Consider the following 14,606-nt stretch of genomic DNA (forward strand, 5'->3'; position numbering starts at 1 on the left):
GCAAAGGCCCGTCAGCTTCTGTCTCTGCAGAGGCGACGGGCCTTGTCCATGGTGTCGGCGTTTAACCGAGGCTCACCAGGCCGCGAACCAATGCGCTCGCTGCGCCCAGTCCGGCAACGCTAAGCGAGAGCACGCGGGCTTTCTCCCGGGGCACACGCTGCGCGATGCGGGTGCCGGCCCAAATCCCGACGAACATTCCCATAATTCCGGCGGGCCACATTACCCAGGGCAAACCCTCAAAGTGTGCCGCCCCCGTGAGCGTCTTTGTCATGACAGAAAAGAATCCGCCTACGACAAAAATGGGTTGCAGCGTAGCTGCGTACACTTGCTGAGGCCACTTTGCCGCTTGCGCGTAGACGGTAATAACTGGGCCTGCCACACCGGCCAAGGTATTGGTAAAGCCGCCGAGGATGCCCGCGGAAATAGCTGGGCCTTTGCCTTCCATTGGCGGGACGAACTTCTTGCCAAAGGTCACTACCGTCAGCGCGGCCAAAAGCGCAAGGCCCACAACGACCATAAGCCCTGCTGTATCCATGCGCCTAATGAGCAGCGCCGCGGCCAAGGAACCAATCACCATGACTGGGGCTATGAGTCCAAATTTCTTCCAGCTCACATTCTCGCGCACGGAATAAGTGGTCAGCACCGCATTAATGCAGGCTAAAACGTTGATGACCAAGATTCCTTCTACCGGCCCCATAATCAGCATGAGAATAGGACCGCCGATGAGACCGAGGCCCATTCCAGATACTCGCTGGAGGGTCGAACCTACGACCACAACGAGAAAAATGACCAGTGCTAGGCTCACTTTCGGTATTTCTCCTTTACCGCACGGCCTACGGCTTCAGGAAACATGCCGGTCACGTCGCCGCCGAACTTCGCCACCTGCTTACACAGTGAGGAACTGATATAGCCGTATTTTTCGTCCGTGAGCAAAAAGACGGTATCAATGCCGGAAAGGCGCCGATTCATCTGCGCCATAGGCAGCTCATATTCATAATCTAGGGAGCTGCGCAGCCCTTTCACCAAAACATCCACCCCATGCTCAGTGGTGTAGTCCACCAAAAGCCCAGAGCAGTAGTCCACTTTGATGGAAGAATCCACGCTCTGGCGAATTAGTTCCATACGCTCATCCACGCTAAAGAGCCCGGAGGGTTTGTCAGGATTACCGGTTACCAATACGGTGACCTCATCAAACATTTGCTTAGCGCGGTTAATGATGTCGACGTGACCTAAGGTCACGGGGTCGAATGATCCTGGGCACACGGCCTTAGTCATGCTTTTGTCGCTTCCTTTTCTTCAGGGGTTTAGTCTTCGGGTTCCTCGCTGCCAGGGCGGGTATAGACCGCCATATCCATGCGCGCGATGCCAAAGGTACGCTTCTTCAGTTTCTGACCAGTGGGCTCAAAACCTGCAGGCCACGCAGTTTCCGCGGAATCAACGTGGCGCTCAATGACTACCATGGCGTGATCGCAGAGCACCGGTTCAATGGCGGCGATGAGTTCATCTACCTCATCAAAAGCATAGGGCGGGTCCGCCAACACCAGATCGAAGTGCCGCCGCGGGGCACTTCCCAGGTAGGTGCCTACCTTCATCTCTTGCACGCGCACGCCGGGGTGCTTGACGACGCCCATGTTATGCCGAATGATCTTCACCGCATCCGCCGAAGATTCCACTAGTACAATTTCTTCTGCTCCACGGCTAGCTGCCTCAAGGCCGAGTGCACCGGAACCAGCAAATAGGTCGAGAACCGAAGAACCGGCAAAGCCCCACCGTGCCGCGAGGGATGAAAAAAGCCCTTCACGGGCACGGTCTGCAGTAGGCCGGGTTCCTTCGGCAGGCACCTTAATGGTGCGGCCGCGGGCCTCGCCGGCAATAATGCGCGTCATTTATATTTCTCCAATCTCCATCAAAAGGTCTCCGGCTACCACGTCCCTCAAGCCAGCGACTACAATGCGGTATGCCTTGCTTAGTCTTGGGCTCGCTACGGAAGCGACTAGTTCCGTGGCGTCGACGATCGCGGGCGCGACGCCGATATCAACGGTGCCTCCCCATTCACCTGGCAGCGGAAGATGCCTGCAAAGGGGACAAGGACGTTCATGCTTCTAGGTTAACCTGTCTTAGTTCTTCTCCAAGTATTCCTGTTCGCTTTCACTCAAGTTGCGCGTGAGTTCCTCGGCCAACTCGGGATTGCGCATCACCATTGCGCGGGCATCCGTATGGGTGCGTTCCACAATGTCTTGGTCATCCGCCAGATTTAATAGCCGCAGCGTACGGTGTGTTCCGGACTGCATGGTGCCCAAAATGTCTCCCTCTTGGCGCTGACGCAAGTCGAGCTCGGCCAGCTCAAATCCGGACGAGGTTTGGGCAATCTGATTGATGCGGCGGAAGGACGGAGTGTTATCGCCTGCCATCGTGTGCAGAAGACAAATAGAGGCATTGCCGCCTCGTCCCACACGCCCACGCAGCTGATGCAACTGGGAGACGCCGAAATGCTCGGCCTCACGGATGAGCATCACCGTAGCATTGGGAACATCCACACCCACCTCGATGACCGTGGTAGAGACCAATACATCGATCTCTCCCCTAGCAAATGACGTCATAACCTCGTCTTTATTGGGCATCTTTCCATGCAAGATTGCTATGCGCAGCCCTTTAAACGGCCCGTTTTCTAGCTGCTCCGCAAGCTCTAGCACTCCGCCTTTTCCTTCAATGCGCGGGCAGACGATATAGGCTTGGTGGCCGTGGGCCACTTCCTCGCGAATCCGCTCAAGGGCGCGCAATACCCAGGTAGGGCGCCACTCAGCTACCACCGCTGACTGAATAGGTTTGCGGCCACCAGGCAGCTCAGTAAGGGTCGATACGGCAAGGTCGCCGAAGACGGTCATCGCGATGGTGCGAGGAATCGGCGTAGCCGTCATCACCAGTACGTGAGGACTTAGCCCCTCGTTAGCCTTCAGTCTCAGGCTATCGCGCTGCTCTACGCCGAACCGGTGCTGCTCATCTACTACCACTAGTCCAAGGTTGAAGAACTCCACTGTGTCTTGGATGATGGCATGGGTTCCAATAATGATGTCCGCATCTCCGGAAACGATATCCAGCATTGCCTGCCGTTTATCCGCAGTGCGCATCGAGCCGGTGAGAAGTACCACCGTGACGCCTTCAGGAACAGCGGTTCCGATGGAGGCAGCGTGCTGGGAAGCCAGCACCTCAGTAGGCGCTAGCAACGCCGCCTGAGTTCCTGCGTCAACAGCCTGCAGCATAGCGCAGGTAGCCACCATGGTTTTGCCCGAGCCGACCTCGCCTTGCAGCAAACGCATCATGGGCAATGGGCGGGCTAGGTCATCTTCAATCTCACTGATAACACGCCGCTGCCCTTGGGTGAGCTCGAAAGGCAAATGACTTAGCAGTTCTTCGCGGAAGCCGCCTAAGGTTGCCGGCATGGTCGGAGCGGTTCGAGCTTCCGCATCGCGCTGGCGCAATGCCATCACCAAGCCAATTGACAAAGCCTCGTTATATTTAAGCCTTTGGATAGCACGATAAGGCCCTGCCTTACCAGGCTCGTGAATTTCCCGCACCGCGTTATCCAGGCTGATTATCATTTGATAATCCAGTGGCTCTTCGATGGGCGGGGTCTTAGATAGGACGTAGTGAATAGCCCCCATGATGTACCAGGAGGTCACCTTGGACGTGGCTGGGTACACCGGGATCCATTCTCGTTCCAAAAGGAGCTGATCAAGCCTCCCAAACTGCGAGAGGTTCCGCAATGAGCCGGTGGCCTTGGGCCGATTCTTCTTTCCAGATTCGGCCGCCGGCTGGCGGTAGCCATCCACTTCACCATCGGGACGGCCGAACGCATCGATTTCCACAAAGTCTGGCTGTTGCAGCTGCGGTTGGTTGCGGAAGAATTTGAGCTTGCCGCTCATCATGACGCGCTGTCCGCGATGCAGCATGCGCATGACGTAATTGGCATTGAAAAAAGTCGCCATAATGCTGTCATCGAGCTGCACATTGATGATGGTGGTCTTGCCCCTGTCATGCCGGTTGAAGCCGGTAATAGTCCCGGTAACGGTGACGATATCGCCCTCCGCAGCGTCTCCTAGGCCAACGTCCTTGTTGTGGCGAATATAGTCTCGCGGATAGTGAGCCAAAAGCTCACCGCAGGTCTCATACCCCAACGCCTTGGTAATCTTCGCGGCGTCTTTCGCCGCAAGAACCTCCGTCAACGGTCGGTTGTCCTGCCAGCCGAGCATTGCTACTCCACTCCGATTTCGGTTGCAATATCCGGAACGTTAAGCGCCACCACATCCACATGTAGCTGTTGGCCCAAATCCTCCTCATCTACGTCAAGAGCACTTAAGATGGTGACCTGCTCCCCGCCTTCTGCCAAGAGATCGCGACAGGTGGCGCTGATTGACGCAAGGGTTTCCTGGCTGGGATGAGCTACGCGCATGGAATTGGCTGCATCGCGCATAGCAGCGACCACAGCACCCGTATCTGGGTTATTAGGTTCATTGACAGAGATAGCGGCCAAGGCAGCAACTAGCGACTGTGCAGGCACTACTCGCCCGGCACCAGTCTGCGAACTCAGCCCCGTAACTAGGACAATGTCCTCATCTTCGGCCGCAATGGGTTTCTCCGGTGGCACAACGGTAACGCCCGCAGATTCCAAAAGATCGGTAATAGGCCCGGCCGGCGCGGCTGCGTATACTCGGCGAGCAACTGATTCTTCGGCGGCGGGTTCGGTGGGAGCCGGCAGCACCTCAAGGTGCAAGTTGGTCACCTTTCCTTTAGCAAAGGCGGTTTCAATGACGGCGCCCGCCTGCGGAGAGTGGATATGCACATTAGCGCTGTCCTCGGTAGCGCGAGCGATGACCAAGCTATCTCCCATCGGTGCAATTGCCGCCTGCAGCGCGTCGATATCTCCTTCATAGAAAAAGACCACTTCCAGCACGGTGACCTCCTCTGGGGCGGGTAGACCTGCATGCCCAGTAGAGCCCTCAATCTCCGCGAGAAGGGACTCTAAGAGAATCACGAGGCCGGCTCCGCCAGCATCCACTACTCCAGCCTCCTGCAGGGCTGGCAATTGCGATGGGGTGCGCTCTAGAGCAGTCCGAGCGGCCGAGATTGCGCCGCTGACGATGCCGTGCAAGGTCGCGCCAGGACGCGCCGCGGAGTCGTCGGCGGCTTCCGCTGCTGCACGCAAAACCGTAATAACCGTGCCTTCCACTGGCTCGGCGATGGCTCGGTCCACCAACTCCACGGCCTGCTGCAAAGAACGGGCAAAAACGGAGCCGTCAATAACTGAGTCCACCGTGGACTCCGCTACGCCGCGCAGAACCTGAGACAACACCATGCCCGAATTTCCGCGTGCCCCACGCACCGCCCCACGCGCGAGGGAATCAGCTACATCGCCACCATTGTCGAGCTCCGCAACCGCTGCTTCCATGGTGTGCGCCATATTTGAACCAGTATCCGAATCCGGTACGGGAAAGACATTGAGGGAGTTAATTTCCTCGCGGCGATGGGCTAATTCCCCCACGGCGCGGGTGGCCCAATTGCGCATTCCGTGGGAATCCAGCGTGCTGGGGTAGGACATGCGCAATAGTTTACAAGCGCCAGTCTATTTCCTGTGCGCCTTGGTCCCGCAAAAGGGCGTTTGCCCGGGAAAAGGGCTGAGAACCAAAGAAGCCGCGGCTGGCAGAAAGCGGTGAGGGGTGTGGGGACTTGATACAGGGGACGTCGGGAAGAAAGCGCTCACACGCTTGCGCATCCCGGCCCCAGAGAATCGCGACCATGGGGCTGCGGTTGAGCGCGCGAATGGCAGCCTCTGTGATATCTTCCCAACCGATGCGGCGGTGCGAACCGGCTTGGCCTGGGGCTACGGTAAGCACCCTGTTAAGCAGCAGCACTCCCTGGTCCGCCCAGGCGCTCAGGTCACCGTCTGCCCAGCCGTCGATGTCCAGATCATCGTGCAGCTCGCGGTAAATATTGACCAAGGAACGCGGCGGTTTCACACCCGGGCGAGTCGAGAAGGCCATGCCCATGGCGTGTCCTGGGGTGGGATAAGGGTCTTGGCCCACAATGAGCACGCGGACCTCATCCAGCGGCATCTGTAACGCGCGGCAGACGTCCTCAGCTGGGGGCAAATAGTCCTGCCCCTCAAGAGCATGGGAGATCTGTGGCCATTGCTGTTCAATAACCGGCGCCAGCACCGGTTCCCAGGAAGGATGGTAGGTGGGGTGCATGGTTAAAAGCTCAGCCAGCCTTTCTGATAGCTCGGTGTCTTTCCTCCCACCGTAACCCCGCAGCCCCGAGTTACGGTGCCAATTTTCCGGAATCCGGAGGGGGTGTCCTTCGCGGTCGTGCCTATTAAGGTGTGGTCTTCACCGCCGCTTAGCACCCATTCCCACGGGTCACGGTCCACAAGGTCTGCGGCCTGGCACAGCAAATCTTCCGGCTGCAAAGCCTGCGGATCCAAATCCATATGCACGCAAGAGTGTTCAGACATCGTGGTGCAGTCTTGGATCAAGCCGTCGGAGTTATCCGTCATGGCGGTAACCCCAGCGGCGCGGGCAATGACACCGCGGCCGGGATTGAGCCAGGGTGCGCAATGGGCGTCAATAAGCGGCTGGAGGTGCTCGTACCCAGCGGGGAGCTGTCGGCCGAAGCGCTCTAACAAGGCCAGACCGGCGGCCGAGTGGCCGATCTTGCCGTGCGCTACCACGTGTTGGCCTGCCCGCGCACCGTCCAAGGTCAGGGCAGGAAGGCTGCCGCCGAGGAAACCCACGGCCGAAATGTTGATGACCAAAAGTTCAGACTTCGTGAGGTCACCGCCCACCAACTCGGCATTATAGAAAGAGCTATGCTCCGCAATGCCCTCAGCGATGCCCCGCACGAAGGACACTGGGGTATCACCTGGCGCGGCGATGGCTAAAAGGGCAGCAACGGGTCGCGCCCCCATGGCTTCAACATCGGCGAAGTTGCGCAAGATGGCTTTCTTACCAATCTCGCGCGGGGTAGACCACTCGCGCAGGAAATGACGCCCCTCCACCATCAAATCCGTGGCTGCCACGGTGCGGGAATTCGGTGGTGCGCTAGGCAATACCGCCGCGTCATCTCCGTTGAGCCTGCTCGAGGCCACAGAGGTAATTTCCCGAATGGCGTTGCGTTCTCCCACCTCTGCGAGAGTCTGAGTTAAGTTCACCAGCGTCCTTTCGATACTATGAGCCCTTATGACATCCCAATTTAACCGCACCGCGATCTTCATTTCACTTGGGTTGTCCATAGTGATGGTTCTGGCGGTCCTCTTCGGCGCAAAGTACGTATTCAATAACATCGCCAAAGCACCCGTGGCGGTCTCCCCCGTGGAATCCAAGGAAGCAGATTCACAAGCCTGCCATAGCTTTATCGACGCCCTGCCGGATAAGGTCATGGATAAGCCGCGCGCAGACATTGCCGAGCCTGTGCCCTCCGGTGTCGCTGCATGGGCAGCTAACTCTGAGGATAAGGTCACCGTGCGCTGCGGCGTGGACATGCCTTTCCAGTACACCGAGTATGCCCAGACCCAAGACCTAGAGGGAGAAAAGTGGTACAAGGTGCGCGATGCCACGCCGGGATCCAACCTAACCACCTGGTATGCGGCGCAGCGCTTCCCTATCGTCGCCGTTACTGCCCCCACCGACGCCGAGCCGGGCGAGCTTAACGACGCCCTCTCAGAACTCAAAGAAAAGCCTGCCCCCGCTCATAAGGCCCCGCTCAAGGAGCTCAAGGCGGGCGATGACCAAAGGTGCGCCGATATAGAAAAGGCCCTGCCTGATTCGGTGGCCGAGGGCTACCACCGCCGCGAGGTTGCGGAGAAGAATACCTTTGTGTGGAGCGCCGATGGCCGCGAAGACATCGTGGCCCGTTGCGGTGTGGCCAAGCCCGAAAACTATCGTGCTGGGGTCAAGCTGCAGCAAGTCAACGAGATTCCGTGGTTCGAGGACACCACCTTGGCCCACGGCACCACAGCCGGCACGTGGTTCGCCCTCGGCCGCGAAAACTACCTAGCCCTGCACGCCCCACAGGATGCCGCGCAAGCGGCACTGGTGGAGATTGGCGGTGTGCTTGCCAAGCACACCGCTGAAAAGTAGAAAGTACTCCGTCCCTACTTTGCTAGCGCCTGCTCAATGAGGGCCTCAAGCAAAGCGGGGTACTCCACACCCGAAGCGGCGAGCACCTGGGGATACATCGAAATCGGGGTAAAGCCCGGCAGAGTATTGATTTCATTGATGTACACGGAATCTTCGGTTACGAAGAAATCCACCCGGGATAGTCCCTCACAATTTAGGGCCTCGAATGCGCGAACAGCCATGTCCCGCAGCTTCTCGGTCAACTCAGGCGTGAAAGGCGCAGGGATTTCCGCGGTGACCACATTATCGAGGTACTTTGTGTCAAAGCCATAAAAGCCCTCGTCAGAATCATCAATGCCCGCCAGCAATGCCGGAACAGACGCCAACAGTGTGCCGTCGGCATAGTGCAAAACGCCGATTTCTACCTCTTGGCCTACGATTTCTGGCTCCACCAGGATTTTCTCGTCGTCTTCTAGAGCAAGGTCAACGGCTGCAGGGAATTCTTCCCAGCTATTCACTTTGGATACGCCGATTGATGATCCGCCCCGGGCGGGCTTTACAAAGACGGGCAACCCTAGGTGCTGCTTTTCTTCCTCGCTGAGCTCGGTACGACCCTTCAGAATGACCTCGGGCGCTACGGGCAGGCCTGCCGCTGCCAGCACCTTCTTGGTAAATTCCTTATCCATGCCCACCGAGGAAGCCAATACGCCCGGCCCGACATAGGGCAGGCCGGAAAGCTCAAAGAGACCTTGGACGGTGCCGTCTTCGCCAAAAGGCCCGTGCAGGATGGGAAATACCACATCAACCTCAGCAAAGAGCGTGCCATCGGTGACGTTATGGAACTGGCCCCTGGCATTAGGATCCAGGGAAAGCGTCAGTTCCGCCCCTCGCCTGACTTCTGGCATGACACCATTGACAATCTCTAGTCCCTCAGTGGTGCCGGGCGTCCACGTGCCCTCGCGGGTGATGCCGATAGGCACCACCTCGAATTTTTCAGGATCGAGGTGATTCATGATCGCACCTGCAGAGACGCAAGATACGGAGTGCTCGGTGCTACGGCCGCCATAGATAACGGCCACGCGGGTCTTTTCAGTCATGCCCGCAGATTTTACCCTTGACCTACTCCGACTTCTTGGACCGACCCATCAGAGCGATGATCATGTCCTCAACCGCCATTCCCTCATAACAAACGCCATAGACCGCGTGGGTGATCGGCATCTCTACGCCTGCCTGCTGGGCTAGGCGGTAGATAGAATCACAGGAGTAGACGCCCTCCGCAACCTGCCCGTTAGTGGCGGCCTTGGCTTCTTCGATGGTGCCACCTTGGCCCAAGCGATAGCCGAAAGTGCGGTTGCGCGACAATGTCGAAGTACAGGTTGCCACCAAGTCTCCCAAACCTGCCAGGCCGGAGAAGGTAAACGGGTCCGCCCCCAGCTCCACGCCGAGGCGGGTAATTTCTGCCAAACCGCGGGTAATGATGGTGGCCATGGTGTTATTGCCTAATCCCTTGCCAGAGGCTATACCGCAGGCTAATGCGATGACGTTTTTGCAGGCGCCGCCGATTTCCGCACCAATAACATCGGTGTTGGTATACGGGCGCAAGTACGGCGCGGCCACCGCCGCCTGGACGCGCTTTGCGCGTTCCTCATCTGGGCAGGCGATTACTGTGGCGGCTACTTGGCCTGCGGCAATCTCTTTAGCCAGGTTCGGGCCAGATAGCACCGCTACGCGATCTGCTGGCACCCCCGCTGCGTCCATAATGACTTCACTCATGCGCTTGAGCGTGGCGGTCTCTACACCTTTGGAGATGGAGACCAAGGTCGCGTTTTGTGGCAGATGCGGGGCCCACTTTTCCACGTTGCCGCGCAAGGTTTGGGAGGGAACGCCGAATACGACGACCTCGGCACATGACAATGCTTCCACTTCATCGTGAGTCGCCCGCACAGCCGCCGGTAGGCGGGTATCCGGCAAGTAGTCCGGATTAGTGTGGGTCTCGTTGATAGCCTGCGCCAACTCTGCGCGGCGGGCCCACAGGCGGACATCATTTCCGGCATCCGCAAAGACCTTGGCCAAGGTAGTGCCCCAAGAACCAGCGCCCATCACAGCAACATTAACCATGGTGTTTCCTCCAAACGTGCAAAGCTATAACCTCAACTTTAAAGCATGTCTGTCCGACCGTGTGGCAGGGATGCACACCGCGCCTAACCCGTGGGACAATGGGCGCTTAGACGTTGTTTAAATGAAGCCAATTACTGTGGAAAGGCCACGTGGAGGCAGACGATGCCCAATATTAAAAAGATGCACGAAACCGACAAGGATCAACAGCACGAGGAATTTATCTCCGGCCGCCATCAGGAAATCCCGGTGGCCCCTGCCAAGGAATTCCACCGCACTACCCTTGCTGCCGGCGCCGTTATCTGGCGTGGTTCTCCGCAGGAACCGGAAATCGCGCTAATCCACCGTCCCCATTACGATGATTGGTCCCTGCCCAAAGGCAAGGTCGATCCCGGCGAGTCGCTGCCCACCACAGCAGCACGGGAAATCCTGGAAGAGACCGGATTCAGCGTCCGGCTAGGCAAGCTCATTGGCAAGGTAACCTATCCGGTCCAGGGGCGGACCAAGGTCGTCTACTACTGGGTCGCTAAGTATTTGGACGGCACCTATTCCGCCAATAGTGAGACCGATGAGTTGCGCTGGCTGCCTATCGACGAGGCGCAAAATCTCTTGTCCTACGACGTAGATACCGCAGTGGTGGCTAAAGCCGCCAAACGCCTACGCATCGCACCGGCCACGCGCGTTCTTTATGTCCGCCACGCCCACGCGCATGAAAGCGCCAGCTGGGAAGGCGATGATAACCTGCGGCCGCTCGATAAGAAGGGGCGTCGCCAAGCGGAAATGCTGGTCCCGATGCTCAGCGCTTATCAGCCCACTGCCATTTACTCTGCGCTGCCCCAACGTTGCCAGCAGACAGCTGCCCCGCTTGCCGACGAACTGGGCAAGGACATCTCCATCAATAAGAACTTTGGCGACGAGGCTTGGGAAAACGACCCAGAAGCAGCCAAGAGAGCCTTCCGCCGCGTGGTAAACGAAGGCGGGGTGCCCGTTATTGTCAGCCAAGGCGGCACCATCCCCGGCATCATCGAGGACCTCGCCCCAAAGTTCCTTAAAAAGCCGGTGGACAAGCTGAAGTTCAAGAAGTCTTCTGTGTGGGTCTTGTCTTTCAACAATGGCGAGCTCACCGGCGCCGATTACCTGGCTAGCCCACTGCCGGTGCGCTAGTTTCCTAGTTCCTCCCCGACCAACAATTAAGGCCCTGCCTTCCATCTCATGCGGCGGACGAGCAGGGCCTTACTTGCGCAACTATCGTGCGGCTGCGGGGTTTTCTAACCGCGCAAGCCGAGCGTGCGACGGACGAAGAGGACCAAAATGAGGGTGTTCAGTGCTGGGAACAGAAGCATGCCGACGAAGGTAAAGCTCAACACTGCGTACAGGACGGCAATCAAGACGACTACTAGGATGGTCACTCCGACATTCTTCTTCGCTACTTCAATGGAAGCCCCAAAGGTCTCGCCAACGGATAGCTCAGGGCGTGCGGCCTTAACAGCCGGCATCCAGGTAAAGAAGAAGGCGGCGAAGAGTCCCGGAATAATCAGGAGAATGAAGCCCAGGGAAATAACCAGGGTCGAAAGCACATACACCGCCATGAGACCGGCGACATTTTTAAAGCTCAGAAAGTCCTTTATCTCCAGCATCCCGGTAGCAACCTGTTTATTAGCAGCCTTGTACCAGGTGCTAGCTGCCCAAATAAGCACGAGGAACATGGCGATAAGGACTAAGAACATTACTGCAATGAGGCCACCGGTAAGCGCGTCGGAACCTGAGCCACTATTGGCTAGGGCATCAATGGATGAACCGCTACCTGCTAGGACGGCGACCAACAGCAAATAGAGGATGGAGAGAACTACCATCTGCACCAGTGGACCGAAAATCCACTGCGCCCAATTGCGGCCGAAGTAGCGGAAGCTATCCGCGATGACCTGAATGGCGTCTACGTCACGACCAATAAGGGAATCTTCTCCTTGGTAGGTGCTTCCAGCGTATCCGGGTTGCCCGAACTGTTGCTGACCGTACTGCTGCCCGTAGCCTGGTTGGCCGTGCGCGCCGTTTCCGTAGGGCGCAGATTCACTCGCAGGTCCGGGAGTTCCTGGACCATTGTTTCCTGAATTAAAGGAATCATTATTCGAATAGGGATTGCTCATAGCTTTAAAGCTAGGGGCATACTTTGTTACAGGAAACTGGAGCAGGTGATTGTTACCCTTACGTTACCAATTTTTACCCCCGCAGCTCCCCCAAGGTTTGTACTCAAGACTCATACCCAAATGCAAAGCACCCCACCGCCCCTTCTTTAGAAAGGACTGAAGGGGTGTTGGCGCAAGTTCATCCCCAACCGCGCTCCCATCTATGGGGCGATAACAGAGGGCTTAAAGCCGGGGCGTCGCTTTTCATAGTCAGCGATATCGCCCTCGTTACGGAGGGTGATACCAATGTCATCGAGTCCCTCCATCAACCGCCAACGGGTGTAGCCATCGATGTCAAAGCGGTAGGTATTTTCTCCCACCGTGACCGTTCGCGCCTCCAAGTCAACGGTGACCTGGGTTTCTCCTGCCTCCAGCCGCTTCCAGATAAGCTCGATGTCCTCTTGTTCCATCAAACCGGTAAGAAGGCCGGACTTTCCTGCGTTACCGCGGAAGATATCTGCAAAGCGGGAAGAAAACACGGCACGGAATCCATATTCACTCAACGCCCATACTGCATGCTCCCGGGAGGAACCGGTGCCAAAGTCTCTTCCTGCAAAAAGCACCGACCCATTTTTAAATTGCTCTTGGTTAAGCACGAAGCTTTCTTCGGAGCGCCAATTAGAAAACAGCCCTTCAGAAAAGCCTGTACGCTTAACCGACTTCAGGTAGCGCGCCGGAATGATTTGATCAGTATCCACGTTAGTAACGCGCAGCGGTACGCCAGTTCCGGTATGGGTAATAAATTTCTCCATTATCAATGCCTTTCTTAGCGCTTAATTTAAGTCAGCAGGACTAGACAGGTATCCGGTCACGGCTGTAGCGGCAGCCACCTGGGGCGAGACTAGGTGTGTGCGCCCACCTGGGCCTTGTCGGCCTTCGAAATTGCGGTTGGAGGTTGAAGCTGAGCGCTCTCCCGGCGCTAGTTGGTCTGGATTCATTCCTAGGCACATCGAGCAACCAGCGGTACGCCATTCGGCGCCAAACTGGCGGAAGATTTCATCTAAGCCTTCTTCCTCTGCTTGGGCCTTGACAGCTGCTGAAGACGGCACTACCAGCATCCGCGTATCTTCGGCGATGGTGCGGCCCTTGACCACACCGGCAGCGGCGCGCAAATCTTCAATGCGAGCGTTGGTGCATGAGCCGACGAATACGGTATCTATTTTGATATCGCGCAGCGGAGTCCCCGGCTGCAAATCCATATACTGGAGGGCCTTTTCTACGGTGGCCTTTTCATTGTCGTCACCGCAGTCTTCTGGATCTGGAACACTCTCCCCTAATGGCAGACCTTGTCCAGGATTGGTTCCCCACGTAACAAACGGGGTCACCGCAGAACCATCAATCTCAACGACGGTATCGAATTCCGCCCCCTCGTCGGTGGGAAGCGTCTTCCAATAGTCAACCGCAGCATCCCAGTCCGCCCCGCTGGGAGCAAACTCGCGTCCCTTCACATATTCAAAGGTGGTCTCATCTGGGGCGACCATGCCGGCGCGGGCTCCTGCCTCAATAGACATATTGCAGATGGTCATGCGCTCTTCCATGGACATCTTGCGGATCGCCTCACCACGGTACTCAATGATGTGACCTTGCCCGCCGCCGGTACCGATTTTGGCGATTATGGCCAGGATGAGATCTTTGGCGGAGACTCCCTCTTGCAATTCGCCCGTCACCTCAATCGCCATCGTTTTAAAAGGCTTCAAGGAAAGCGTCTGCGTGGCCATGACGTGCTCCACCTCAGAGGTGCCGATGCCCATTGCGATTGAGCCAAAGGCACCATGGGTGGAGGTATGCGAGTCGCCGCACACAATGGTCATACCTGGCTGGGTGATACCCAATTGTGGGCCAACTGTATGGACAATGCCTTGCTGTGCATCTCCCATGGAATGCAAGCGCACGCCAAATTCCTCGCAGTTCTTACGCAGGGTCGATACCTGGGTGCGAGAAACCTCATCCTTGATTTCCAAGAGGCTGCCAGACTTAATGCCTTGCGTGGGAACGTTATGGTCCTCGGTTGCCAAGTGCAGTTCAGGGTGGCGCAGTGTACGCCCAGCCAGCCGCAGACCATCAAAGGCCTGTGGACTGGTAACTTCATGTAGTAGCTGAAAGTCAATAAAGATGAGGTCTGGTGCCCCAGCATCACCGCGTTGGACGACGTGATCGCGCCACACTTTTTCCGCCAATGTCAGCTTCTGGTTCATAA

At 57.3% G+C, this 14,606-nt stretch carries 14 protein-coding genes; 2 read left to right on the forward strand and 12 right to left on the reverse strand.

The annotated features are described in order from the left end of the window. Positions 1-61: 61 nt before the first annotated feature. The 7 genes from ACLI1L_RS07445 to ACLI1L_RS07475 all read right to left on the reverse strand — a co-directional run bounded on the left by ACLI1L_RS07445 (position 62) and on the right by ACLI1L_RS07475 (position 7,285). Entirely contained in the window at positions 62-805 is a 744-nt protein-coding gene (locus tag ACLI1L_RS07445; RefSeq protein WP_411707244.1) for a sulfite exporter TauE/SafE family protein, read from the reverse strand. Beyond that, positions 802-1,275: a pantetheine-phosphate adenylyltransferase gene (gene coaD / locus ACLI1L_RS07450; RefSeq protein WP_023021668.1), complete on the reverse strand. Its 474-nt coding sequence runs from the start codon at positions 1,273-1,275 to the stop codon at positions 802-804. The genes ACLI1L_RS07445 and coaD overlap by 4 nt, the downstream gene beginning before the upstream one ends. 29 nt (positions 1,276-1,304) lie before the next feature. Beyond that, positions 1,305-1,886, reverse strand: coding sequence for a 16S rRNA (guanine(966)-N(2))-methyltransferase RsmD (rsmD, locus tag ACLI1L_RS07455; RefSeq protein ID WP_411707245.1), 582 nt, complete (start codon positions 1,884-1,886; stop codon positions 1,305-1,307). Between the two features lie 231 nt (positions 1,887-2,117). Continuing rightward, positions 2,118-4,250, reverse strand: a complete 2,133-nt coding sequence (locus ACLI1L_RS07460; RefSeq protein ID WP_411707246.1) for an ATP-dependent DNA helicase RecG — start codon at positions 4,248-4,250, stop codon at positions 2,118-2,120. Positions 4,251-4,252: 2 nt separating this feature from the next. Then, positions 4,253-5,596 carry a DAK2 domain-containing protein gene (locus tag ACLI1L_RS07465; RefSeq protein ID WP_411707247.1) on the reverse strand — a complete coding sequence of 448 codons (1,344 nt, stop codon included), beginning with the start codon at positions 5,594-5,596 and terminating at the stop codon, positions 4,253-4,255. 10 nt (positions 5,597-5,606) lie between these two features. After that, complete coding sequence (locus ACLI1L_RS07470) at positions 5,607-6,245, reverse strand: uracil-DNA glycosylase (protein WP_411707248.1); 639 nt, start codon at positions 6,243-6,245, stop codon at positions 5,607-5,609. A 2-nt stretch (positions 6,246-6,247) separates the two neighbouring features. After that, positions 6,248-7,285, reverse strand: a complete 1,038-nt coding sequence (locus ACLI1L_RS07475) for a thiamine-phosphate kinase (RefSeq protein WP_411707249.1) — start codon at positions 7,283-7,285, stop codon at positions 6,248-6,250. Between ACLI1L_RS07475 and ACLI1L_RS07480 the strand changes: the two genes are divergently transcribed. Beyond that, entirely contained in the window at positions 7,233-8,132 is a 900-nt protein-coding gene (locus ACLI1L_RS07480) for a DUF3515 domain-containing protein (RefSeq protein WP_411707250.1), read from the forward strand. The two genes, ACLI1L_RS07475 and ACLI1L_RS07480, sit on opposite strands and share 53 nt — an antisense overlap. Positions 8,133-8,146: 14 nt before the next feature. Here the strand turns inward: ACLI1L_RS07480 and ACLI1L_RS07485 are convergent, their stop codons facing one another. Both ACLI1L_RS07485 and ACLI1L_RS07490 read right to left on the reverse strand, forming a co-directional pair. Continuing rightward, entirely contained in the window at positions 8,147-9,208 is a 1,062-nt protein-coding gene (locus ACLI1L_RS07485) for a D-alanine--D-alanine ligase family protein (protein ID WP_023021676.1), read from the reverse strand. 22 nt (positions 9,209-9,230) lie between these two features. Next, positions 9,231-10,229, reverse strand: coding sequence for an NAD(P)H-dependent glycerol-3-phosphate dehydrogenase (locus tag ACLI1L_RS07490; RefSeq protein WP_411707251.1), 999 nt, complete (start codon positions 10,227-10,229; stop codon positions 9,231-9,233). Positions 10,230-10,391: 162 nt separating this feature from the next. On the opposite strand from ACLI1L_RS07490, the gene ACLI1L_RS07495 reads away from it, so the two are divergent. Beyond that, positions 10,392-11,390 carry an NUDIX hydrolase gene (locus ACLI1L_RS07495; protein ID WP_411707252.1) on the forward strand — a complete coding sequence of 333 codons (999 nt, stop codon included), beginning with the start codon at positions 10,392-10,394 and terminating at the stop codon, positions 11,388-11,390. Positions 11,391-11,494: 104 nt separating this feature from the next. Here ACLI1L_RS07495 and ACLI1L_RS07500 read toward each other — a convergent pair whose 3' ends face one another. From ACLI1L_RS07500 to leuC, 3 genes are all read right to left on the reverse strand, one after another. Further along, complete coding sequence (locus tag ACLI1L_RS07500) at positions 11,495-12,370, reverse strand: hypothetical protein (protein ID WP_086588486.1); 876 nt, start codon at positions 12,368-12,370, stop codon at positions 11,495-11,497. Between the two features lie 200 nt (positions 12,371-12,570). Continuing rightward, positions 12,571-13,161 (reverse strand): 3-isopropylmalate dehydratase small subunit, encoded by a 591-nt coding sequence (gene leuD / locus ACLI1L_RS07505; protein WP_411707253.1) that lies wholly within the window; start codon positions 13,159-13,161, stop codon positions 12,571-12,573. Between the two features lie 21 nt (positions 13,162-13,182). Further along, positions 13,183-14,604, reverse strand: a complete 1,422-nt coding sequence (leuC, locus tag ACLI1L_RS07510) for a 3-isopropylmalate dehydratase large subunit (RefSeq protein ID WP_411707254.1) — start codon at positions 14,602-14,604, stop codon at positions 13,183-13,185. Positions 14,605-14,606 lie beyond the last annotated feature (2 nt).

This window comes from Corynebacterium sp. LaCa117 (assembly GCF_046717765.1).
Lineage (GTDB): Bacteria > Actinomycetota > Actinomycetes > Mycobacteriales > Mycobacteriaceae > Corynebacterium > Corynebacterium kefirresidentii.

What these genes read in the sequence shown, in the direction of transcription:
- coaD (WP_023021668.1), bottom strand. Translation starts at nt 1,275, where the DNA reads ATGACTAAGGCCGTGTGCCCAGGATCATTCGACCCCGTGACCTTAGGT.
- rsmD (WP_411707245.1), bottom strand. Translation starts at nt 1,886, where the DNA reads ATGACGCGCATTATTGCCGGCGAGGCCCGCGGCCGCACCATTAAGGTG.
- ACLI1L_RS07460 (WP_411707246.1), bottom strand. Translation starts at nt 4,250, where the DNA reads ATGCTCGGCTGGCAGGACAACCGACCGTTGACGGAGGTTCTTGCGGCG.
- ACLI1L_RS07465 (WP_411707247.1), bottom strand. Translation starts at nt 5,596, where the DNA reads ATGTCCTACCCCAGCACGCTGGATTCCCACGGAATGCGCAATTGGGCC.
- ACLI1L_RS07470 (WP_411707248.1), bottom strand. Translation starts at nt 6,245, where the DNA reads ATGCACCCCACCTACCATCCTTCCTGGGAACCGGTGCTGGCGCCGGTT.
- ACLI1L_RS07480 (WP_411707250.1), top strand. Translation starts at nt 7,233, where the DNA reads ATGACATCCCAATTTAACCGCACCGCGATCTTCATTTCACTTGGGTTG.
- ACLI1L_RS07475 (WP_411707249.1), bottom strand. Translation starts at nt 7,285, where the DNA reads ATGGACAACCCAAGTGAAATGAAGATCGCGGTGCGGTTAAATTGGGAT.
- ACLI1L_RS07485 (WP_023021676.1), bottom strand. Translation starts at nt 9,208, where the DNA reads ATGACTGAAAAGACCCGCGTGGCCGTTATCTATGGCGGCCGTAGCACC.
- ACLI1L_RS07490 (WP_411707251.1), bottom strand. Translation starts at nt 10,229, where the DNA reads ATGGTTAATGTTGCTGTGATGGGCGCTGGTTCTTGGGGCACTACCTTG.
- ACLI1L_RS07495 (WP_411707252.1), top strand. Translation starts at nt 10,392, where the DNA reads ATGCCCAATATTAAAAAGATGCACGAAACCGACAAGGATCAACAGCAC.
- ACLI1L_RS07500 (WP_086588486.1), bottom strand. Translation starts at nt 12,370, where the DNA reads ATGAGCAATCCCTATTCGAATAATGATTCCTTTAATTCAGGAAACAAT.
- leuD (WP_411707253.1), bottom strand. Translation starts at nt 13,161, where the DNA reads ATGGAGAAATTTATTACCCATACCGGAACTGGCGTACCGCTGCGCGTT.
- leuC (WP_411707254.1), bottom strand. Translation starts at nt 14,604, where the DNA reads ATGAACCAGAAGCTGACATTGGCGGAAAAAGTGTGGCGCGATCACGTC.